16 protein-coding genes and 2 pseudogenes are annotated in these 21008 nt (G+C 53.8%); 4 read left to right on the forward strand and 14 right to left on the reverse strand.

Going from position 1 to position 21008, the window contains the following annotated elements:
• Positions 1-18 precede the first annotated feature (18 nt).
• Entirely contained in the window at positions 19-1704 is a 1686-nt protein-coding gene (locus ACLHV8_RS11115; RefSeq protein ID WP_129325144.1) for an NAD-dependent malic enzyme, read from the forward strand.
• A 47-nt stretch (positions 1705-1751) separates the two neighbouring features.
• Here ACLHV8_RS11115 and ACLHV8_RS11120 read toward each other — a convergent pair whose 3' ends face one another.
• From ACLHV8_RS11120 to ACLHV8_RS11165, 10 genes and pseudogenes are all read right to left on the reverse strand, one after another.
• Positions 1752-2753, reverse strand: coding sequence for a Kdo(2)-lipid IV(A) acyltransferase (locus tag ACLHV8_RS11120; RefSeq protein WP_208594838.1), 1002 nt, complete (start codon positions 2751-2753; stop codon positions 1752-1754).
• Positions 2754-2936: 183 nt separating this feature from the next.
• Positions 2937-3167 carry a tautomerase PptA gene (gene pptA, locus ACLHV8_RS11125; RefSeq protein WP_049007315.1) on the reverse strand — a complete coding sequence of 77 codons (231 nt, stop codon included), beginning with the start codon at positions 3165-3167 and terminating at the stop codon, positions 2937-2939.
• A gap of 37 nt (positions 3168-3204) precedes the next feature.
• The gene (locus ACLHV8_RS11130; RefSeq protein ID WP_208594839.1) at positions 3205-3822 is read right to left on the reverse strand and encodes a glutathione S-transferase family protein; all 618 of its coding nucleotides are present in this window, start codon (positions 3820-3822) and stop codon (positions 3205-3207) included.
• A gap of 49 nt (positions 3823-3871) precedes the next feature.
• Positions 3872-4759 (reverse strand): ABC transporter substrate-binding protein, encoded by an 888-nt coding sequence (locus ACLHV8_RS11135; protein ID WP_049007317.1) that lies wholly within the window; start codon positions 4757-4759, stop codon positions 3872-3874.
• Positions 4760-4768: 9 nt separating this feature from the next.
• The gene (locus ACLHV8_RS11140; RefSeq protein WP_028018882.1) at positions 4769-5542 is read right to left on the reverse strand and encodes an amino acid ABC transporter ATP-binding protein; all 774 of its coding nucleotides are present in this window, start codon (positions 5540-5542) and stop codon (positions 4769-4771) included.
• A complete protein-coding gene (locus ACLHV8_RS11145; protein WP_208594840.1) occupies positions 5526-6452 on the reverse strand; it encodes an amino acid ABC transporter permease in 927 nt (308 codons plus the stop codon). The genes ACLHV8_RS11140 and ACLHV8_RS11145 overlap by 17 nt, the downstream gene beginning before the upstream one ends.
• A gap of 9 nt (positions 6453-6461) precedes the next feature.
• On the reverse strand, positions 6462-6971 hold the full coding sequence (locus ACLHV8_RS11150; protein WP_028018880.1) for a GNAT family N-acetyltransferase: 510 nt from the start codon (positions 6969-6971) through the stop codon (positions 6462-6464).
• Positions 6972-6980: 9 nt separating this feature from the next.
• Positions 6981-9244: pseudogene (locus ACLHV8_RS11155) on the reverse strand (NtaA/DmoA family FMN-dependent monooxygenase).
• Positions 9245-9260: 16 nt separating this feature from the next.
• Entirely contained in the window at positions 9261-10382 is a 1122-nt protein-coding gene (locus ACLHV8_RS11160; RefSeq protein ID WP_208594842.1) for an amidohydrolase, read from the reverse strand.
• Positions 10379-11380, reverse strand: a complete 1002-nt coding sequence (locus ACLHV8_RS11165; RefSeq protein WP_208594843.1) for an LLM class flavin-dependent oxidoreductase — start codon at positions 11378-11380, stop codon at positions 10379-10381. The genes ACLHV8_RS11160 and ACLHV8_RS11165 overlap by 4 nt, the downstream gene beginning before the upstream one ends.
• A 487-nt stretch (positions 11381-11867) precedes the next feature.
• Between ACLHV8_RS11165 and ACLHV8_RS11170 the strand changes: the two genes are divergently transcribed.
• Entirely contained in the window at positions 11868-13403 is a 1536-nt protein-coding gene (locus tag ACLHV8_RS11170) for a methyl-accepting chemotaxis protein (RefSeq protein WP_208594844.1), read from the forward strand.
• On the opposite strand, the pseudogene ACLHV8_RS11175 reads toward ACLHV8_RS11170, so the two are convergent.
• Positions 13400-13559 (reverse strand): annotated as a pseudogene (locus tag ACLHV8_RS11175) (cupin domain-containing protein); the annotation flags it as partial. The gene ACLHV8_RS11170 and the pseudogene ACLHV8_RS11175 overlap by 4 nt on opposite strands.
• A gap of 401 nt (positions 13560-13960) precedes the next feature.
• On the opposite strand from ACLHV8_RS11175, the gene ansP reads away from it, so the two are divergent.
• Positions 13961-15457: an L-asparagine permease gene (ansP, locus tag ACLHV8_RS11180; RefSeq protein WP_208594845.1), complete on the forward strand. Its 1497-nt coding sequence runs from the start codon at positions 13961-13963 to the stop codon at positions 15455-15457.
• Between the two features lie 40 nt (positions 15458-15497).
• Here the strand turns inward: ansP and ACLHV8_RS11185 are convergent, their stop codons facing one another.
• Positions 15498-16559, reverse strand: a complete 1062-nt coding sequence (locus ACLHV8_RS11185) for a YncE family protein (protein WP_208594846.1) — start codon at positions 16557-16559, stop codon at positions 15498-15500.
• A 242-nt stretch (positions 16560-16801) separates the two neighbouring features.
• On the opposite strand from ACLHV8_RS11185, the gene pqqU reads away from it, so the two are divergent.
• Positions 16802-18910, forward strand: a complete 2109-nt coding sequence (gene pqqU / locus ACLHV8_RS11190; protein ID WP_128347627.1) for a TonB-dependent receptor PqqU — start codon at positions 16802-16804, stop codon at positions 18908-18910.
• 119 nt (positions 18911-19029) lie between these two features.
• Here the strand turns inward: pqqU and ACLHV8_RS11195 are convergent, their stop codons facing one another.
• The gene (locus tag ACLHV8_RS11195) at positions 19030-19698 is read right to left on the reverse strand and encodes a GntR family transcriptional regulator (protein WP_208594847.1); all 669 of its coding nucleotides are present in this window, start codon (positions 19696-19698) and stop codon (positions 19030-19032) included.
• A 252-nt stretch (positions 19699-19950) separates the two neighbouring features.
• Positions 19951-20991, reverse strand: coding sequence for an NADP-dependent oxidoreductase (locus ACLHV8_RS11200; RefSeq protein WP_208594848.1), 1041 nt, complete (start codon positions 20989-20991; stop codon positions 19951-19953).
• Positions 20992-21008: the final 17 nt, after the last annotated feature.

Raw genomic sequence — 21008 nt, forward strand, 5'->3', positions numbered from 1 at the left:
AAAATTCAGGAGTTAACCATGTCTCGCAAAGAAGTTCTGTACACTCCCTATAACGGGGCCGTATTGCTGGAAAACCCATTATTAAATAAAGGTCTCGCGTTCATAAAAGAAGAACGTGATAATTTCAACCTGCATGGTTTATTGCCTCACAACGTTGAAACCATTGAAGAGCAGACGGAACGCGCGTGGGTACAATTCTGTCATTTTAAAAGCGATATTTCCCGTCATGTGTATCTGCGTAATATTCAGGATACCAATGAGACCCTGTTTTACAATCTCTTACGCTCGCACCTGAAAGAGACATTGCCAATTATCTATACTCCGACGGTAGGTGAAGCCTGCGAGCATTTCTCCACCATTTACCGTCGGGCACGCGGGTTGTTTATTTCATGGCCAAACCGCCATCGTATTGATGAGATGCTGCAAAGTTTCTCGCGCAACGATATTCGAGTGATTGTAGTGACTGACGGGGAACGTATTCTGGGGCTTGGCGATCAGGGTATCGGTGGAATGGGTATCCCGATTGGTAAGCTGTCGCTGTATACCGCCTGCGGGGGGATCCATCCGGCTTCCACCCTGCCCATTATGCTGGATGTCGGGACGAATAATCAGCAGCACCTGGACGACCCGATGTATATGGGCTGGCGCCATCCGCGCATCAGCGACGATCAATATGCTGAATTTATGGATATGTTTGTCAGCACCGTCAAAGCACGCTGGCCAAATGTTCTTCTGCAGTTTGAAGACTTCGCGCAGAAAAACGCCACTAAACTGCTCCAGCGATACCGCGACCAGCTGTGCTGCTTCAATGATGACATTCAGGGAACGGCAGCCGTCACCGCAGGTACGCTGATTGCGGCAGCCCATGCAGCGGGTACACGCATTCGCGATCAGCGTGTGGTCTTCCTGGGCAGCGGTTCCGCCGGATGCGGAATAGCAGAAAAAATTGTGGCCCTGATGGTTGATGACGGCCTGACAGAGTCCGAAGCCCGCAGCCGGATCTTTATGGTCGACCGCTTTGGCTTGCTGACCGACGATATGACCAACCTGCTCGACTTCCAGAAAAACCTTCTCACCGCGCGTGATGCGATTAGCCACTGGCAGGTAGAAGCCAATAATATCTCCCTGCTGGAAGTGGTAAAAAATGCACATCCGACGGTGATGATCGGCGTTTCAGGCCAGCCAGGACTCTTCAGTGAAGAAATTGTGAAAGAGATGCATCGGCACTGCCCGCGCCCTATTATCATGCCGCTCTCGAACCCGACATCACGGGCAGAGGCGCAGCCACAGGATCTTATCGCGTGGACCCAGGGTGCCGCACTGGTGGCCACCGGTAGCCCGTTTGCCCCGGTGTTCTGGCAAAACGAGCAGTACGACATCGCCCAGTGTAACAACGCCTATATTTTCCCGGGTCTGGGGCTAGGGATCCTGGCCAGCAACGCCCGCCGTGTGACGGAAGAGATGTTGATGGCGGCAAGCCGCAGCCTGGCCGCGCAGTCTCCACTGGTTACCACCGAGAAAGGGGGCTTGTTGCCGCCGGTCGATCGCATTGAAACGGTGTCACGCCAGATTGCCCTCGCCGTTGCCCGTGCGGCGATTGATCAGGGCGTCGCCCCGTCGATAGACAACGAAATCTTGCTGGCGCGCATCGAGCAGACCTGGTGGCAAGCAGATTACGCACCTTATCGCAGGTCTGCCCTGTAGGGGATATTTATGCCCTCACCACAAGAGTGAGGGCATGGTTTTTTGCCTCAGTGCTGTATGCCAGACCGCTCAGAAATCTCTTCAGCGGATAAGATATTAACGGAGGACGTCACGTCTTTTGCACGCGCATATCGGTCCGGCACCCCCTCCGGGCGGGTTTTGAAGCGCCGGTGCAGCCACATATACTGTTCTGGTGCCATGCGTACCGCTTGTTCGATCGCTCTGTTCATTTGCGTCGCAACAGATTCTTTATCTCCCCCCTGCAACGCCTCGCTGATATCCTCCAGAATAATCAGTTCATAACCGCTGCCATCCACCCTGCGTCGCGGCACAAAGGGAATGACGGCGGGCTTAGCGCTTTTGACCAGCATATAGCTTCCAGCGGTCGTCGCGGCATCCGGAACCGCAAAGAACGGCACAAAGACGCTATTGGTTTTGCCATAGTCATGATCCGGGGCATACCACAAAATTTCATTCTGCTTCAGCGAGCGGATCATGCCTTTTAAATCATGACGATCGAGCATAGATTTATTGGAACGCAGACGCCCTCGCGTCTGTAGCCAGTCCAGCAGGGCATTATTATTAGGACGATATACGCCAATACCGGGGTTGAGCATGCCAAATATCCGCGCGCCCAGCTCAAGTGTGAGAAAATGCATTCCCACCAGCACCACGCCATTACCTTTCGCCCGCGCCATTTCCATGTGCTCATAGCCCCTAACGGTAAAGCATTTCTTAACCCGCCACGCAGGCCAGAACCATGCCATTCCGGTTTCAATCACCCCCATTCCTACCGATTCAAAATTACGCTGCAGCAATGACTCTCGCTCCGCCTTTTTCATCTCCGGGAAACAAAGCTCAAGGTTGCGGCGGGCAATTTCGACGCGGCGGGGAAGCAAGCGCATCGCCAGTCGACCAAGACCATGACCAATTCTGAACAGAAGCGGATAAGGGAGCAGCATGATAAGCCACAGCGCGGCAATGCCTGCCCAGCTTAGCCAGTAACGGGGATGAAGAAAGGCGAATGAAAAACGGGGTAATTTTGTCATCAGAAAATTATCCTTTAACGTGTCTGTCCTTAATTGATTCTGTTGGAGATCTTTCCTAAGGATTAATAATAAGTCAGTCAGAAACGTTAAGTGTAGCGGATAAGACAAAACGCATTTTTATCGTTTTTTGCGAAAAACGGGAAGTTGAGCCGGGGAGGACTTATCCGCTCCCCGGCAAAAGATTTACATCGAATACCCTGGCTTCTTAATCAGCTCATCCAGCTTCGGACCTATCTCGGTATCCCAGACCTGGGCTTTCCAGTCTTCCGGCGCTACCTGGTTCAGCGCAACCGACACGGAACTGTCTTTGCTGTTGAAATGGCGAATGATGACGTCGGCAATATCCGCCGCCAGCGCAGTTTTTTGTTCGTCGTTCAAATCGCGGGGAAAACATTTGATATCTACATGTGGCATGTGCAGGTTTCCAGTTATGAGCCAGGGTTCCACGTTATCAGATAATATTGTTTGCCTTTAACACCTTGTGCAGTTTCGGAAGCTGAGTAACCGTGTCCGCAATCGCTGTTATCTTCGGGGTATTCGCGGCAAACCATTCATGACGAGGCCCCCAGGTGCGCGTGACCACAATATACACATCAAGCAGCGTCAGGCGTTCACCCAGCGCATAAGGGCTCGCCTTGAGTTGACCGTCGAACCACTGATAGAGCGATTTACGGTACTCAATGCAATTTTTCTGCAGCTGCTCCGGCGCATCTGGCGCCCAGCGCTCGGGGTAATCGGCATACGTGAAGGTGGGGTAAACATTGGCGACAAACCAGATCAGTAAACGCTGAAACTGCTGGCGTTCGGCCTGTTCTGGAGGTGGAGCAAGCTCGGGACATTTATCGAGTACCATCAGAGCAATCGCCGCGGTTTCTGTCATGATGGTCCCATTTTCCAGCTCCAGCGTGGGCACCTGGCACAGCGGGTTCAGCTTGTGCAACAGCTCACGCTGCGGACCGGGCTGGTCAAACCCGTCCACGTTGATAAATTGATAAGGGATATCAGCCAGGGTTAGCATCACTTCACTGATTGCCGAGCCCCAGCCGGGTACGCCATAGAGTTTAATCATGTTGCCCCCTCAGGGATAAAAACCCTAAGTGTAGAGCACCTTTAGTAGGTTAGTAGGTTATCCCAGGGGGGTTGACCTCGGAGCGCTCCACTGCTTCGCCCTGCTCTCCCCAGCGCGCCAGCACCTTCTGGTAATCTCCCCGCTTAATTGCCCCGTCCAGTGCGGCTTGCAGAGCATAAACCAGCTGATTCCCTTTTTTGGTCGTGGTGGCGACCCAGGCTTTTTTCGGCCCTAAACCGACCACGCGGGTTTTGCCGGTCAGTGCAGCTTTATACGCCGACACCGACTGCGGCCCAAAAAAGACATCTGCCCTGCCGGACTGAATATAGAGATTGCCCGAGGCATCGTCGGTCAGATAGACCGGTAGCGCAGGTTCACGCCCTGCCTTTTTGTTCTCTTCGTTCCAGCCCAGCAGAATACGTTCCTGATTCGTGCCAGAGCCAACGATCACCTTTTTCCCTGCCAGATCTTCCGCACTTTTGATTGACTGAATCTCGCTCGTGGATTTCACCGAAAAGGCCAGTGAATCGACGCGATAGGTCGCAAAATCAAATTTCTCTTTCCGCTGCTCGGTTACCGCAATATTCACCAGCGCCACATCATAGCGCCCGGAGGTGATCCCCAGCGGCCAGTCTTCCCACGCCGTGGGGACCAGCTTCAGTTTTAGCCCCAGACTGCCCGCCAGCAGACGAGCAATATCCGGATCGCTGCCAATCCGCGTTCGATTATCGCTGGCAAGCAGCGCCAGCGGCGGAGAGTTCAGCGCCGAAATGGCCACCGTCAGTGTTCCCGGTTCAACGAACGTATAATCCGCAGGTATCTTTGCCACCGCCTGGGGATCGACCGTTACCGGCAGAGGTCGCTCGTTTGCTGTTAAATCTAAGCTGGCGTGGCTGGCAGCCGAAAAGATCAGCCCCACCAGAAGTCCATATTTCATCTGCGCTCCTTACAGCACTTTTGACAGAAACTGGCGCGTTCGCGGGTGCGACGGACGGTTTAAAACCTCGTCACTGCTGCCCTGCTCCACAATTTTACCGTCGACCATAAACACCACCTGATCCGCCACTTCCCGGGCAAAACCAATCTCGTGGGTCACCACCACCAGCGTAGTGCCGGATCGGGCCAGTTTTTTGATCACGTCCAGTACTTCGCCCACCAGCTCCGGGTCGAGAGCCGAGGTGGGTTCATCAAACAGCATCACGCGAGGACGTAACGCCAGTGCACGAGCAATGGCAATGCGCTGCTGCTGACCGCCGGAGAGGTGACGCGACCAGGCATCCGCTTTATCGCGTAAACCCACGACGTCAAGCAGGCTCCAGGCGTGCTCTACCGCCTCTTTTTTGCTGAGTTTCTTATGCGCGACAGGTGCCTCAATTAAATTTTCCAGCACCGTGAGATGCGGAAAGAGATTGAAGTTCTGGAACACGTAGCCCACGTTGACACGCTGTTTGAGGATCTCTTTCTCCTTCAGCTCGTAGAGTTTGTCTCCCTGACGGCGGTAGCCAATGTAATCCCCGTCGATCTGGATAAAACCCTCGTCGACTCGCTCCAGATGGTTAATGGTGCGTAAAAGGGTCGATTTACCCGAGCCGGACGGCCCGAGGATCACCGTGACCGATCCCGGAGGGATCTCAAGCGTGACGTTGTCGAGCGCTTTGTGGCGGCCAAAAAACTTACTGACTCCGGTAATGGAAATGTGTCCTTCAGGAGAGGCTTGCATGGATGGGCTCCTGTGCTGGCGAGGTGGTAACAGACCGGGTACGGCTGGCCGCACGGTTCTGATTAACGGCAGAACGGCGTTCGCTGCGGGCAAGACCGCGCTCAACGACATGCTGTATAGCGGACAAAACGGTGGTAATCACCAGATACCAGGCAGCCCCCACCATCAGCAGAGGGATCACCTCCTGCGTACGGTTGTAGATCATCTGAATGGTATAAAACAGTTCCGGCATCGCCAGGACATAAACCATCGCCGTACCTTTGGCGAGACTGATGATTTCATTGAATCCCGACGGCAGAATGGTGCGCAGTGCCTGGGGCAAAATGATGCGCACCGTGCGTCGCCATGCAGGCAGACCAAGCGCAGCGGCAGCTTCATATTGCCCGTGGTCAACGCCGAGAAATCCGCCGCGAATAATCTCTGCGGTATAGGCGCTCTGAACGAGGGTTAACCCCACTACCGCAGTGGAAAACTGCCCCAGCACGTTGATGGTTTCAAAGCTGCCCCAGGTGATGCCGGTGAACGGCACGCCGAGCGAGAGTGTGTCGTAGAGATAGGAAAAGTTGTACAGGATGATCAGCACCACGATCAGCGGTAACGATCGAAACAGCCAGATGTAACCCCACGCCAGGCTGCTCAACAGCCAGGATGAAGAAAGTCTCGCCAGGGCCAGCATGCCGCCAATCACCACGCTCAGCGCGGTGCCGATCAGCGTCAGCAGAAGCGTTTGCCCTACACCTTCAAGGATCACCGGGTCAAAGAACCAGCGGGCGAACACTGCCCACTCCCAGCGCGGGTTAAAGGCTACGGACTGAATCACGCCCGCCAGCACAAACAGCGCTACCGCGGCACCAACGGCCCGCAGCGGATAACGCGCCGGGACCACCTTAATGGTTTCAACGTTGCTCATCGTCGTTCCTCATGCGGTTTTACTGAACGCTTCGCGTACCAGCGTTTTGGTGAAACGCAGCCGACCGTCAAACGGTGGCTGACTGTACTCTTCCGGATTGCGGTTGAGATCGAACTGCGGTTGGTACCCCTGGCTGAGATAGAGCCTGACCGCCTCCGGCTGACGAAAACCGGTGGTGAGGTAAATCTGGCTGTAACCGGCCAGCACCGCCCTGCGCTCCAGTTCCGCCACTACCCGGCCAGCAAGTCCCTGCTGACGCAGGGATTTATTTGTCCAGATACGTTTAATTTCAGCGGTACGCTCGTCAAAGGGTTTGTATGCGCCGGTGGCAATAATCTCGCCATCGCGCTCCAGCACAATGAACAGCCCCTGCGGCGCTAAGTACCACTCGGTAAGTTCCACTTCAGCGTCTTTAGAGAAGTAGTCACCGTAGCGGGCCGCATATTCTCCAAACAGCCCCTCGATAACAGGTTGAAGATCCGCATCTTCTGGTGACACATCCCGGAATTGTTCGCTCATAGCCCCTCCTTAGTCACCCAGACCCGCCGGGTTTACTTCAGATTGCGGGATACGCTCCACTCCTTCTCCCCAGCGGTTCAGCACTTTGTCGTAATCACCGTTTTTGATGACGCCGTTAAGTGCGGTTTGCACCGGCTCGACCAGGCCACTGCCTTTTTTCAGCGTCACTGCAATGTGCGCCGCCTTCGGCCAACCACCGTCGACGCTGCCCACCAGTTTGGTTTTACCGGTTAACGCCGCTTTCCACGCGCCTATTACGTTCGGGCCAAAATAGGCATCCGCACGTCCTGACTGGAGTGCCAGCGTTTGCGCCGCATCGTCTTTGGTGTAGACAGGGGTAAAGGGTTTGAGCCCTTTCTTGAGGTTTTCGTCATTCCAGGCCAGCAGGATGGCCTCCTGATTGGTGCCTGAGCCGACGATAATTTTCAGCCCGGCAATATCCTCTGCTTTCTCTATCGACTTCAGCGGGCTGGTCGATTTCACGTAGAAGCCGAGGGAATCCTTACGGTAGGTGGCAAAATCAAACTTCTCTTTGCGCGCTTTAGTGACCGTGATATTGCTGATGGCCGCGTCATATTTACCGGAGGCCACGCCCAGCGGCCAGTCCTCCCAGGAGGTGGGCACCACGTTCAGCTCCAGGCCCAGGCTGTCGGCCACCAGACGGGCGACATCAACCTCGCTGCCCAGCAGCGTTTTGTTGTCATCTGAAAACACCGTCAGCGGCGGTTGATTCAGCCCTGCCACCGCGACGGTAAATTTCCCCGGCACGGCAAACCGATAATCCTTAGGCAGTTTTGCTACTGCATCACTGTTTTTGGTCGTGTTGATCGGCGTTTTATTGGCCTCAATGCTGACGCCAGTACCGTTAATGTTCACATTCTCTGCCCAGACGGCAGGGGTAAAGGCCAGCGCAAGCGCCAGAATAAGCGTTTTTTTCTGCATAGCGGTATTCTCTTTTATTGTTTTATGAACTGGTTTTGGGGTTCGTCTAAGCCCAGACTTTCGCGCAGCGTGGTGCCCGGGTATTCGGTACGGAACAGGCCACGGGCTTGTAAAACGGGCACCACCTGGTCAACAAAGCGCGGGAAGGTGTCCGGCGTCCCGCCCTGAATGATGAATCCGTCAGCCGCATAATCCTCAAACCAGGCTTGCAGACCGTCCGCCACCTGCTCCGGCGTACCGGAAAAACGCGGGCGCGGTGAAGCCGCCTCAAGCGCCACCTGACGCAGGGTTAAGTTGCGCTCCCGGGCATTACGTTTGATTTCATCGGTAGTACTACGGAAGCTGTTTTTACCTAAATCACCGATATCCGGGAACGGTTCGTCGAGTGGATACTGGCTGAAATCGTGGTGCTCGAAATAACGCCCGAGGTAGTTCAAAGCATCATTAATCGACACCAGCGCCGCCGTCGTTTGATATTGGTTTTCCACATCATCGGCGTCTTTTCCGACAATCACGCTGACGCCCTGGAAAATATGCAGATCTGACGTGCGGCGTCCGTTAGTTTCCAGTTGCTGCTTCACGTCGCGGTAAAAAGCTTTTGCCTCGTCGAGCGTATCGTGATGGGTAAAAATGGCGTCGGCATGTTTCGCCGCCAGTCTTTTACCGTCATCCGACGCGCCCGCCTGAAAGACAATCGGACGCCCTTGTGGTGTACGGCCAATATTCAGCGGTCCGGCGACCTGGAAGAAGTCACCGTGGTGATCCAGCGCATGCAGTTTGGCCGGGTCAAAAAACTGACCGCTCTCTTTATTGCGTACAAAGGCGTCACCTTCCCAGGAGTCCCAGAGCCCTTTCACCACGTCGAGATACTCGTCTGCAATCCGGTAACGCAGGGTATGTTCCGGGTGCTTTTCGCGGGAAAAGTTCTTCGCAGAACCTTCCAGCGGCGAGGTCACCACGTTCCAGCCCGCACGCCCGTTGCTCAGGTGGTCAAGGCTGGCGAACTGGCGCGCCGTGGTAAAGGGCTCGCTGTAAAAGGTGGATAAGGTTCCCACCAGCCCCAGACGTGAGGTGATACTTGCCAGCGCGGACAATACCGTCAGCGGTTCAAAACGATTTAAAAAATGCGGGATCGATTTTTCGTTGATATAAAGGCCATCGGCAACGAATAAGAAATCGAGTTTCCCCTCTTCCGCTTTTAATGCCGTCGCTTTTACAAATTCAAAATTAATACTGGCATCAGCGGTGGCCACCGGGTGGCGCCAGGCTGACATATTCCCGGATGCACCATGCAAAATGGTCCCCAGCCGCAATTGTCGGTTTGCAGACATATTTACCTCTTCTGAATTAAACGTGTTGCAGGGCTTTTTCCGCAAGCTGTGCAAAATAGCGGGCAGCCGGCTCAATTAGGGCTTCATCCGGATTAAATGCCGGGTGGTGTAAACCAAACGAACTATTGCTGCCAATGCTGACAAATGCCCCCGGGATCTGCTGCAAATAGACGGCAAAATCTTCCCCTCCCATATGCAGTTCGGCGTGCCGGGTCTCATACCCCGCTTCCCGGGCGACCGAGGTGGCAAAATCTGCCCAACGTTCATCATTCACCAGCGCGGTGGGCCCGGCGTACCAGGTAATATCAATCTGTGCGCTGAAGGCGCTGGCAAACCCGGCGGCGATTTCTTCCACGCGGGTTTTAACATTCTGCTGCACCTCCGTACGATGAGTGCGCAGTGTGCCTTCCAGCTCGACGCTTTCTGGCAACACGTTCCAGGTATTCCCACCCGCAATACGCGTAACGCTCAGTACCACCGAATCCAGCGTATTGACGTTACGGCTGGCGACGCTTTGCAGAGCGGTCACCAGTTGACTCGCCAGGACAATCGCATCGTTGCCTTCATGTGGCCGGGCAGCATGCGCGCCTTTACCGGTTATGCGAATCACAAATCTGTCGACGTTGGCATAGAATGGCCCGCCACGGGTGGCGAACTCGCCGACCGACAGCGAAGGTTCGTTATGCATGCCGAAAATCGCGCTGACATCACGCAACGCGCCGGCCCGCACCAGGCTTTTCGCACCACCGAAGTTCTCTTCGGCAGGCTGAAACAGGATTCGCACCCGGCCGTTGAGCAAGGATTCCCGCTCTTTCAGTTTTAACGCGGCCCCAAGGATCACGCTGGTGTGGATATCATGCCCGCAGGCATGCATCACGCCCGCACGCTGTGAGCTAAACAGCACCCCGCTGCGCTCTTCAATCGGCAAAGCGTCTATATCTGCCCGTAGCGCAATCAGCTTGTCACCGGTCCCGATTTCCGCCACCAGACCGGTTGGCAGCGCGTAAGGCAACGGCGTTATGCCTGCCTTTGTCAGCCACTGGTGCAGGCGTGCGGTGGTTTCTACTTCCTGACCTGACAATTCCGGGTTCTGATGCAGCTCGCGCCGCCAGGCAATCAGTTGTTCGCCAAAGCTCATACCGTGACCTCCTTGTTAAGCCGCGCCTGGGCCAGCAGACGCAGGGACTGCACGCGCGCAACGCCATCCGCAACCGGGGTATCAATAATGAATTCGTCAATGCCCCACTGTTCATGCAGGGCGTTCAGTTGTTCTAGGACTGATTCAGCCGTACCGGCCAGCAGAGACTGGGCCCGACGGGCAATACGTACCGGTTCGCTGCCCGCCTGACGTGCAAAGGCATAAGCCTGTTCTTCGCTGGCGACGGTCACGCGCTGGCCGTTTGCCAGCTCAACGCCCCACACCTCGACCTTCTGCGCAAGCGCGTCTGCTTCAGCCTGCGTCGGCGCAACAATCGCCTGTACCGCCACTATCACGTCGCGGACGCTGTTTTCACGCCAGGTGGCGATCACCTCGCGCAGCAGATCCGGGTCACCGTTCAGGTGTGCGGCAAAAACAAAGTGCCAGTCGAGTTTTGCGGCCAGCAGCGCGCTTTCAGCACTTGCGCCCAGCAGAAAACCCTGTGCAGGTACGGGCGGTAGCGGCGTTGCGCGAACAACCTCTTCCGCAGCCTGGTTTTCTGGGCGGATCCAGTGGTCAAGATGAGCCAGTTGTTCGGCAAAGCTGCCCTTTTCCTGTTGATTCAGACCCTGCTGCAGCGCGCGGGTCGAGAGTGGCAGCCCACCCGGGGCTTTTCCGACGCCGAGATCAACGCGATCCGGCGCCAGGGCGGCCAGAACGTTAAAATTCTCGGCAACTTTATACGGGCTATAGTGCTGGAGCATGACGCCGCCCGACCCCACTCGAATGCGCGTTGTTTGTCCCAGGATCCAGGCAATCAGCAGCTCCGGTGAGGGACTGGCCAGCTGCGGTGTGTTGTGATGTTCAGCAATCCAGAAGCGGTGATAACCCAGGTTCTCTGCCTGTTGCGCCAGCATCAAAGTACGCGCCAGTGCATCGGCAGCGGTTTCGTTTTCAGCGATGGGGCTTTTATCCAGAATGCTGATTCGCCATGACATGTTGCGTTCTCGTTTGACTTAACATGGCGACATTATTAAAGGCGTATTTCACTACTGAGAAACAATTAATTTACATTTAGTTTGCCGGAAATCAGATATCCAAAACCATGCAAAGACTAAGACTTTTGAGGTGCAACCACTTTTCTGCCCGCATCCGAGCCAACAGGGTCGCGCAAATCATCACGTTTTCATTCTGTTAACGAAACGCTATTTCGACATCTTAATTTACCTCGCGGAGGTGATCTCCCGCTTTTAATTTGGCTTATGTCATTTATTTGCAGGGGATGACGAAACTGCGCTCGAAATTATTTTCATTTTTATTACATTGACTCAGTTTAATAGATAAAAAATAATTAGCACCAGGTATTTCGGACAAGCAGAATTTAATAGAGAATACACGGCAGACAGCTATAAAAATAATTACATCAATCTTGCCTGAGTGTTTACCAGGCGGTTTTTATTCTTTCACATCATCATGGAGTTACTCATGAGGCGTAACAGTCCCGTTACACAAAGCGAGTATTTTCTTAACGAAGGCTCGACGTTAATGTCGACCACCAATACGCAAAGTCATATTACCTATGCCAATTCCGCTTTTATTGAAGCTAGCGGATATAAAGAAGAACACCTTATGGGTGAACCGCATAATATTATTCGCCACCCCGACATGCCTGCCGAGGCGTTTGGTGACATGTGGTTTACCCTACAACAGGGGGAAACCTGGACAGGGCTAGTCAAGAACCGTCGTCAGAACGGCGATCACTATTGGGTACGCGCTAATGTGACGCCAGTCTGGCAGGATGGAAACTTAACAGGCTATATCTCCGTGCGGAATATTCCAGCACGCGAAGAGATCGCTGCCAGTGAAAAACTCTATGAGAAAGTACGCAATAACGAATTAACGCATCATCGTTTTTACAAGGGATTATTGGTTCGTCGCGGTTTATTTTCTTTCATGTCTCTTTTTAAACGACTCAGTACCAGCAAAAGAATCTATCTCGGTATTACAGTGACGGCCCTGCTTTCCTGTTTGCTGATTTTATTATTCCCGAATACGCTTACACAGTTCGGCGGTCTGGTTCTGCTATTTGTAACCCTGGCATATTATCTTCATGCACAAATTGCCCGGCCGGTAAAATCCATTGTTCAACAGATGCAGTGCGTGGTTTCAGGGCGTAAAACCGAGTATTACCACTTTGACAGGATCGATGAAATCGGTCTGATGATGCGTCTGGTCAACCAATCCGGTTTAAACCTGAATTCTCTGGTCGACGATGTCGGGGCGCAGATTAACGGGATTGGCACTATCAGCCAGCAGGTCGCCAAAGAGGGCGCGGATCTGCAGGCGCGTTCTGAAGAGACCGCAGACTTTCTGCAGCAAACCGCAGCGGCGGTGGAAGAAATTGCCAGTGCCGTTAAGCAAACGGCGGAAACCGCAAAAGAAGCGATCCTGATGGCGGATCGCACCAGTGCCAGCGCCCACTGCGGTGAAGCGATGATGAAAGAGACTATCGGCATGATGCAATCCGTTTCGCAGGATAACAGTCAGATCGTCGATATCATCAGCGTTATCGATCGCATCGCCTTTCAGACCAATATACTGGCGCTAAATGCTGCCGTTGAAGCGGCACGCGCAGGTGAAGCCGGGCGCGGTTTTGCGGTGGTGGCGGCTGAAGTGCGAAACCTTGCGCAGCACTCCGCGACGGCGGCTAAAGAGATCAAAACGCTTATTGAGAAAAACGTCTCCAGTGTGAACGCGGGTGTGGAAAAGGTGGAACAAACCGAAACGCAGCTGACGGTCATGATCGACAATGTTCTGCAGATGTCCTCCCTGATTAAGGAGATCGGTCATGCCACTCAGGAACAGACTCAGGCGCTGACGCTTATCAACGCGTCCATCTCCCGTATTGGTGCAATGACGCATAACAATACGGGGATGGTGGATAATGTCACTCAGGCCGCTAATCACCTGACGCAGCGCACAACGCGCCTGCAGCAGGCAATTTCCGTTTTTGGCGGTTAGTCGTTCAGGCACTGCCCGTCAGTAACTTTTTCCAGCCACTTTACCGGGCTACCGTTTACGGATTCGGCGATGGCAATGTGCGTCATCGCCCTGGTTAAGCGGCTCAGCCTCTTTGCCCCACTCCTGTAACCAGCCACGACCCTGCGTCACGATCATTTTTATTACCCAAGCCGTCGCCAGCATACCCTCGCCTTTTCGTTGCTGATTGAAGCGTTGCGTTTGCAATGAGTTCATTTCACTGCGCAACCATTAAGCAATATTGATGAATAAATCATCAAGTCACTAATGGGTTCGTCTAAAAAATCACCACGATTCAGCATCTTGTGATCCACGTCTGCTCTGACCACACGATTTCCTTCGACCTGCATCACTTTCGGCACGGTTATATTTTGCGTCGCTTATGAATTGCAGGTAGGATGCCTCGCCATGTTTCGCCTTATCCATACGTAGAATCACTGGGAAGGCGACATGTGTTTGCGCAGAAGCAATCGTTTGTATTGCACTCTGCCAGGCAGGACTATCACGATAATGGTTCAGACAGGCAAACAGGTAACTCAATGAAAACAAGCAATAAAAGCGCAGCCGATCATCATGCTGCTAAACGTCGCTGGTTGAACTCCCACGAAGATGGCTACCACAAAGCGATGGGCAACCGTCAGGTTCAAATGATCGCCATCGGCGGCGCTATCGGAACGGGTCTGTTTTTAGGTGCAGGCGCTCGCTTGCAGATGGCTGGCCCAGCTCTCGCCCTGGTCTATCTGGTGTGCGGGATCTTCTCTTTCTTTATTCTTCGTGCACTGGGCGAACTGGTATTGCATCGCCCTTCAAGCGGCAGCTTTGTCTCTTACGCCCGTGAATTCCTCGGTGAAAAAGCGGCCTATGTTGCAGGCTGGATGTACTTCGTCAACTGGGCGATGACCGGTATTGTCGATATCACCGCCGTGGCGCTGTATATGCACTACTGGGGCGCGTTTGGTGATGTGCCGCAGTGGGTCTTTGCGCTTGGCGCGTTGGCCATTGTCGGCACCATGAACATGATCGGCGTGAAGTGGTTTGCGGAGATGGAATTCTGGTTTGCACTGGTCAAAGTGCTGGCCATCGTCGTGTTCCTGATCGTGGGTACTGTCTTCCTCGGCAGCGGTAAACCACTGGATGGTAATGCCACTGGCTTCCATCTGATAACCGATAACGGCGGATTCTTCCCGCACGGTCTGATGCCAGCGCTGGTACTGGTTCAGGGTGTGGTGTTTGCCTTTGCCTCTATCGAACTGGTGGGTACTGCTGCGGGTGAATGTAAAGATCCGCAGACGATGGTGCCAAAAGCCATTAACAGCGTGATCTGGCGTATCGGTCTGTTCTACGTTGGTTCCGTGGTACTGCTGGTTCTATTACTGCCGTGGAACGCCTATCAGGCGGGTCAGAGCCCGTTTGTGACCTTCTTCTCTAAGCTGGGCGTGCCTTATGTTGGCAGCATCATGAACATCGTGGTACTGACCGCAGCGCTCTCCAGCCTGAACTCCGGGCTTTATTCTACCGGTCGTATCCTGCGCTCCATGTCCATGGGCGGTTCTGCGCCGAAGTTCATGTCGAAGATGAGCAAGCAGCACGTGCCTTACGCGGGTATTCTGGCGACGCTGGTAGTGTATGTATTCGGCGTATTCCTGAACTATCTGGTCCCGTCCCGGGTCTTCGAAATCGTTCTGAACGTTGCTGCGCTTGGTATTATCGCATCCTGGGCCTTTATCGTGGTCTGCCAGATGCGTCTGCGTAAAGCCATTAAAGAAGGTAAAGCCGCTGACGTGAGCTTTAAGCTGCCTGGCGCGCCGGTGACCTCCTGGCTCACCCTGCTCTTCCTGTTCAGCGTGCTGGTACTGATGGCGTTCGATTACCCGAACGGCACCTACACCATCGCCACTATACCGCTGCTGGCTGTACTGCTGATTGCTGGCTGGTTTGGCGTACGTAAACGCGTTCACGAAATTCACAGCACCGCGCCGGTTCATCCTGATGATGAAAAACACGACGCGCCGCTGGTTGAAGAAACGTCGCGTTAATCATTAAAAAGGGAAGGCAGATGCCTTCCCTTTTTTTACATCACAGCGTGATACGAATTACGTCGTCAGGTTGGGTTGCCTCCTGCTGACGGGTAGATTTCTGTTTTACCGTCACATACAAGGTTTTGCCATCCGCAGAGAGCGCCAGGCTGTTCGGGTAGACCGGCGTGTCGAAGGTTTTCGTCACGTTGTAAGATTTCGCGTCAATCACGCTCACCTTACCGGCTTCACGGTGCGTCACATACGCTTCATTGCGTGCCGGGTTAAACAGCACGACCAGTGATTCTGGTGCTGAGATTTTCTCGATCACGCTGCCGTCTTTCAGGCTCACCACCAGCACTTCCGGCTGTTTTGAATCGGTCAGGAACGCGCGCTGGCCGGCAGTATCGAGGCTCAGATTCAGGTAGAAGTGCTCTTTCCCGTCGTCCTGCACTTTTTTACGACTCAGGATTTTGTTGGTGGCCGTATCAATCGTCACCAGCTCACCGTCGGCATTGGTGGTATAGAGGCGTTTCGCCTGCGCATCCAGCGCCAGACCGGTGCTATAGGTGCCGGTATTAGCAATAGTCTCTTTCAGCTTCAGCGTTGCGCCATCCACCACCCAAATCACGCTCTCTTTACCCACACCAGTGATATAGACGGTGTTAGTGCTGTCATCAGCCACCAGCTGGCGTGGCTGCAGCGGTTTGACGGTTTCACTGCGCTGGCGATTATCGAGCACAAGACGCCCTTTCACGTCGCCCGTTTTGGCATCAATGGCCGTCACCGCGCCGTTGATGGTGTTACCGAACCACAGCGTTTGGCTCGCCTTGTCAAAGGTGGCACTGAAAGGTTTGAGATCGCTATGAATCGCCTGCGTCACGTCCAGCGTGACCGGGTCAAGGCGATAGATAACCCCGCCCTTATCGGTTTTACGGCTTTGCGACGTCGCAACCCACAGCGCATTCTCCTGCTGGCTTACCGCCATTTCATACGCCCCTTTCCCCACCGCTTTACGCAGGATCTCTTCGGCGGCGTGCACCTGGAAGGTGCTGGCAAACAGTAACGTAGCAGACAGCAGAGAAAGGCTCAGTCGCGGCGAGCACAGATGACGTAAAGACATAACAATTCCTTTTCTGAAAAGAGGGTTTTCTGCTGACATCACTTCCGGCAGGCAACGTCCTGGCATTGCCTTTTGATAATGAGAATAGTAATCATTAATCAACAAAATGTGGAGTTTTTCTTTCCCTCGCCCACATTCATTAACGCAACGTGCGGTTAAAGTTTTCAAAACATTTACAAAACCTTTAACATATAGGCACATGTTCCATTTGGTTCGTTTAGATACCACAACCGGTTTTACTCATGAAAATCATTTCCGCCCGTAAGGCATCTCTGATGCTGGTTCCTGTTATTGTTGCGCCTCTCACTGCGATGAGTGCGGATGAACAGACCATGATCGTCAGCGCTACACCGCAAACTGTATCGGAACTCGATACTCCAGCCGCGGTGAGCGTCGTGAATGGCGATGATATGCGTCAGGCCACGCCACGCATCAACCTGTCTGAATCACTGGGTAGCGTTCCAGGCCTGCAAATTCAAAACCGCCAGAACTATGCGCAGGATCTCCAGCTGTCAATGCGTGGATTTGGTGCCCGTTCAACCTTTGGCGTACGCGGTATCCGCATGTATGTCGACGGTATTCCAGCCACCATGCCTGACGGACAAGGGCAAACCTCCAACATCGATCTTTCCAGTGTGGACACTGTGGAAGTGCTGCGCGGCCCCTTCTCTGCCCTGTACGGCAACGCCTCGGGTGGCGTGATTAACATCAACACCCAGACCGGGCAGCAGCCGCCGACCATTGAGGCCAGCAGCTATTACGGCAGTTACGGTACCTGGCGCTATGGCATGAAAGCCACGGGGGCAATGGGTGACGGGACACACGCAGGCGATGTGGATTACACCGTTTCCACCACCCGCTTCACCACTAAAGGCTATCGTGACCACAGCGGTGCGCGGAAGAATCTCGCCAATGCCAAACTGGGTGTGCGTATAGATGATGTCAGTAAACTCACGCTGATCGTTAATAGCGTGGACATGAAGGCTAACGATCCGGGTGGACTCGATTACCAGGAGTGGCGGAATGACCCGCGCCAGTCTCCGCGCGGCGATCAGTACAACACCCGTAAGACCATCAAACAGACCCAGGCCGGTCTGCGCTATGACCGCCAGCTCAGCGCCCAGGACGACCTTAGCGTGATGATGTATGCCGGTGAGCGTGAAATGACGCAGTACCAGTCGATACCTTATCAACCGCAGCTTAAGCCATCTCACTCTGGTGGTGTGATTGATATGCAGCGCCATTACCAGGGCGTTGATACCCGCTGGACGCACCGTGGCGAGCTGCTGGTGCCGGTGACCCTTACCACCGGCCTGAACTATGAAAACCTGAGCGAAGATCGTCGCGGGTATGAAAACTTCGTGATGAATAACGGCGTGCCGGAATACGGTGTGAAGGGTGACAAGCGCCGTAACGAACGTAACCTGATGTGGAACGTCGACCCTTATCTGCAAAGCAGCTGGCAGCTGACACAGAAGCTCTCTGTGGATGCGGGTGTGCGTTACAGTTCGGTCTGGTTCGACTCCAACGATCATTACATTACGCCGGGCAACGGGGATGACAGTGGTGACGCGAGCTATCACAAGTGGCTCCCGGCGGGCTCCGTGAAATATGCCATGACGGACGCGTGGAATCTCTATGCTGCTGCCGGGCGCGGATTCGAAACGCCAACAATCAACGAACTCTCATATCGTTCAGATAACCAGGGCGGTCTGAATATTGGCCTGAAACCTTCCACCAACAATACGTATGAAGTGGGGAGCAAAACCCGTATCGGCAATGGTCTGCTAACGGCTGCGCTGTTCCGCACAGACACGGATGATGAGATCGTGGTCGATTCCAGTTCCGGCGGCCGTACCAGCTATAAAAATGCCGGTAAAACCCGTCGTCAGGGGGTGGAGGTTTCCCTGGACCAGCAGTTTGCTGAAAACTGGAAGCTGAAAATGGCGTGGACCTATCTGGACGCCACCTACCGTACTAACGTATGCAGCGACGCAGACTGTAATGGAAACCGCATGCCAGGTATCGCCCGTAACATGGGTTATGCCTCGTTTGGCTGGCAGCCGGAGGAAGGCTGGTACGCGGGTTCAGATGTCCGCTACATGAGCGATATCATGGCCGACGACGAAAACACGGCGAAAGCACCGTCGTACACCGTGGTTGGGCTGAATACCGGGTATAAGCTCAACTATGGTAACTGGGGAATGGACGTCTTTGGCCGCGTAGATAACCTGTTCGACAAAGAGTACGTCGGCTCGGTTATTGTCAACGAATCCAATGGTCGTTATTACGAGCCTGCACCCGGGCGTAACTATGGCGTAGGTATGTCGATCTCTTATCGCTTCGAGTAAGCAAAAAGAAAAGTTTATTTTATTAATGAAATAACCCTCCTGATGGCAATAAGCCATCAGGAGTTATTCACCGAATAAATAATTAGCTACGGTATATAGTCGCTGTGTTAAATAATCTCTTAGTTAAAATATTGTCGCTGTAAAAGAGAATTTGCTTCATCAATCAACTTATCAATCGCCTTCTGGCAGTCGCCCACATCCCGTCGCTCAAGGGCCGCAAGTAGCTCATCATAGTGATACGTCGACATCGTGATGTCGTTGAGTTCCTGGTGCAGATAGTTAATGCACGGCCCAATGCGGACCCATAACTGTTCAATTAAGGCATTGAGCGTAGGCATTTCCGCATACTGATAAAGCGTAAACCGGAAGACACGATTTGCATGCAAGGCCTGCTGAACGTTACCATTACGCATGGCGTCATGAAAGGCGTCCGACAATTTGTGCAGCACCTCCAGCTTGCCGTCAGACATATTCTGACATGCTGCGGCAACCGCCATCGGCTCAAGTTGTTTTCGGATGGCATTAATCTCGTTATAACGCTCCAGCGTCACCTCAGGCACAAGAAATGCCTGTGCTGGCGTGGCATGTAATGCCCCTGATGACACCAGACGCAAAAGCGCCTCACGAACCGGGGTAATACTGGTGCCTAATTTTTCGGCGATCTCTTTCGTAATCAGTCGTGCCCCAGGTTTGAGTGAGCCTGTAATTAACGCTCCTTTCAAACTGAGTTCAACTTGCATGGTAAGACTGATCCTTTGCGCTTTTTCTAAATGATCCAAATCAAGCATGTTCAATTCCTGTAGCTAAAGCTCAATGCTATTTTTAAACGTCAGTTTAATAAAACGACGCCGGTCCGATATATCCTGTATCGTCATGCCTGGTGGTGGGAAGTACGTAAAAACATCAAAACGTGCAAAATTTGTATTTTTCGTTTTCGGGCTCATCCGGGATGATGGCGCGAAAAGCCATGTCAGTTAATTAAAGACAATATATCGTATCTTCACAAATAAATATGGCGGGAAACCCCGCCATATTGTGGTTTATTTATTGTCACCCGCGACGCGAATCACGACTTTGCCGAAGTTTCGCCCTTCCAGAAGGCCAATCAGCGCCTCAGGCGCGTTCTCCAGGCCGTCAGTCACCTGTTCACGATAGTGAATTTTGCCCTCCTGCACCCAGCTCCCCATCTCTTGCTGGAACTCTTTAATGCGATGCCCATAGTCCTGGCCGATGATAAAGCCCTGCATACGAATGCGTTTCTTCAGAATGGTCGCCATCAGGAGCGGCAAACGGTCCGGGCCGTCAGGCAGGCCCGTCGCATTATAGCCACTGATCAGACCACATACCGGGACGCGCGCGGAGGTATTCAGCAACGGCAGCACGGCGTCAAAGACTTTTCCGCCGACGTTTTCATAATAGACATCAATTCCTTTCGGACAGGCGTGTTTCAACTGGTCGGCAAAATCCGCAGCGTGGTGATCCAGACAGAGGTCAAACCCGAGGACCTCAACCGCATGGCGGCATTTTTCTGCGCCACCGGCCACGCCGACCACCCGGCAACCTTTGATTTTGCCAATCTGCCCAACGGTCGCGCCAACCGGGCCTGTTGCGGCAGCAACCACCAGCGTTTCCCCCGCTTTAGGTTGCCCGATATCCAGCAATCCCATATAGGCGGTAAAGCCCGGCATACCCAGAATACCCAGCGCCCAGGAAGGATGAGACGGATTTTCACCCAGCTTGACCAGGCCGCTGCCGTCCGAGAGTTCATACTCCTGCCAGCCGCTGTAGCCCAGCACCCATTCACCAGCTTTGAAGTCGGGATGGTTTGACCGCTCAACGCGACTGACCGTTCCTCCCACCATCACCGCACCGATCTCAACCGGCGGTGAATAGGATGGCGCATCGCTCATGCGGCCACGCATGTAAGGGTCCAGCGACAGCCAGACCGTACGGAGCAAAAGCTGCCCCTCAACTGGCGCAGGAACAGGTTGCTCCTCCAGACGAAAATTCTCCGCGACAGGCGCACCCTGTGGACGGGAGGCCAGTACCCAGCGGCGATTAAGCGAAACAGATTGATTCATCAGGAACTCCTTCTGGT

The organism is Enterobacter sp. CPE_E863, from assembly GCF_046521465.1.
GTDB classification, from domain to species: domain Bacteria; phylum Pseudomonadota; class Gammaproteobacteria; order Enterobacterales; family Enterobacteriaceae; genus Enterobacter; species Enterobacter adelaidei.

Coding starts and splice junctions, on each gene's coding strand:
- ACLHV8_RS11115 (WP_129325144.1), top strand. CDS start 19: ATGTCTCGCAAAGAAGTTCTGTACACTCCCTATAACGGGGCCGTATTG.
- ACLHV8_RS11120 (WP_208594838.1), bottom strand. CDS start 2,753: ATGACAAAATTACCCCGTTTTTCATTCGCCTTTCTTCATCCCCGTTAC.
- pptA (WP_049007315.1), bottom strand. CDS start 3,167: ATGCCACATGTAGATATCAAATGTTTTCCCCGCGATTTGAACGACGAA.
- ACLHV8_RS11130 (WP_208594839.1), bottom strand. CDS start 3,822: ATGATTAAACTCTATGGCGTACCCGGCTGGGGCTCGGCAATCAGTGAA.
- ACLHV8_RS11135 (WP_049007317.1), bottom strand. CDS start 4,759: ATGAAATATGGACTTCTGGTGGGGCTGATCTTTTCGGCTGCCAGCCAC.
- ACLHV8_RS11140 (WP_028018882.1), bottom strand. CDS start 5,542: ATGCAAGCCTCTCCTGAAGGACACATTTCCATTACCGGAGTCAGTAAG.
- ACLHV8_RS11145 (WP_208594840.1), bottom strand. CDS start 6,452: ATGAGCAACGTTGAAACCATTAAGGTGGTCCCGGCGCGTTATCCGCTG.
- ACLHV8_RS11150 (WP_028018880.1), bottom strand. CDS start 6,971: ATGAGCGAACAATTCCGGGATGTGTCACCAGAAGATGCGGATCTTCAA.
- ACLHV8_RS11160 (WP_208594842.1), bottom strand. CDS start 10,382: ATGAGCTTTGGCGAACAACTGATTGCCTGGCGGCGCGAGCTGCATCAG.
- ACLHV8_RS11165 (WP_208594843.1), bottom strand. CDS start 11,380: ATGTCATGGCGAATCAGCATTCTGGATAAAAGCCCCATCGCTGAAAAC.
- ACLHV8_RS11170 (WP_208594844.1), top strand. CDS start 11,868: ATGAGGCGTAACAGTCCCGTTACACAAAGCGAGTATTTTCTTAACGAA.
- ansP (WP_208594845.1), top strand. CDS start 13,961: ATGAAAACAAGCAATAAAAGCGCAGCCGATCATCATGCTGCTAAACGT.
- ACLHV8_RS11185 (WP_208594846.1), bottom strand. CDS start 16,559: ATGTCTTTACGTCATCTGTGCTCGCCGCGACTGAGCCTTTCTCTGCTG.
- pqqU (WP_128347627.1), top strand. CDS start 16,802: ATGAAAATCATTTCCGCCCGTAAGGCATCTCTGATGCTGGTTCCTGTT.
- ACLHV8_RS11195 (WP_208594847.1), bottom strand. CDS start 19,698: ATGCTTGATTTGGATCATTTAGAAAAAGCGCAAAGGATCAGTCTTACC.
- ACLHV8_RS11200 (WP_208594848.1), bottom strand. CDS start 20,991: ATGAATCAATCTGTTTCGCTTAATCGCCGCTGGGTACTGGCCTCCCGT.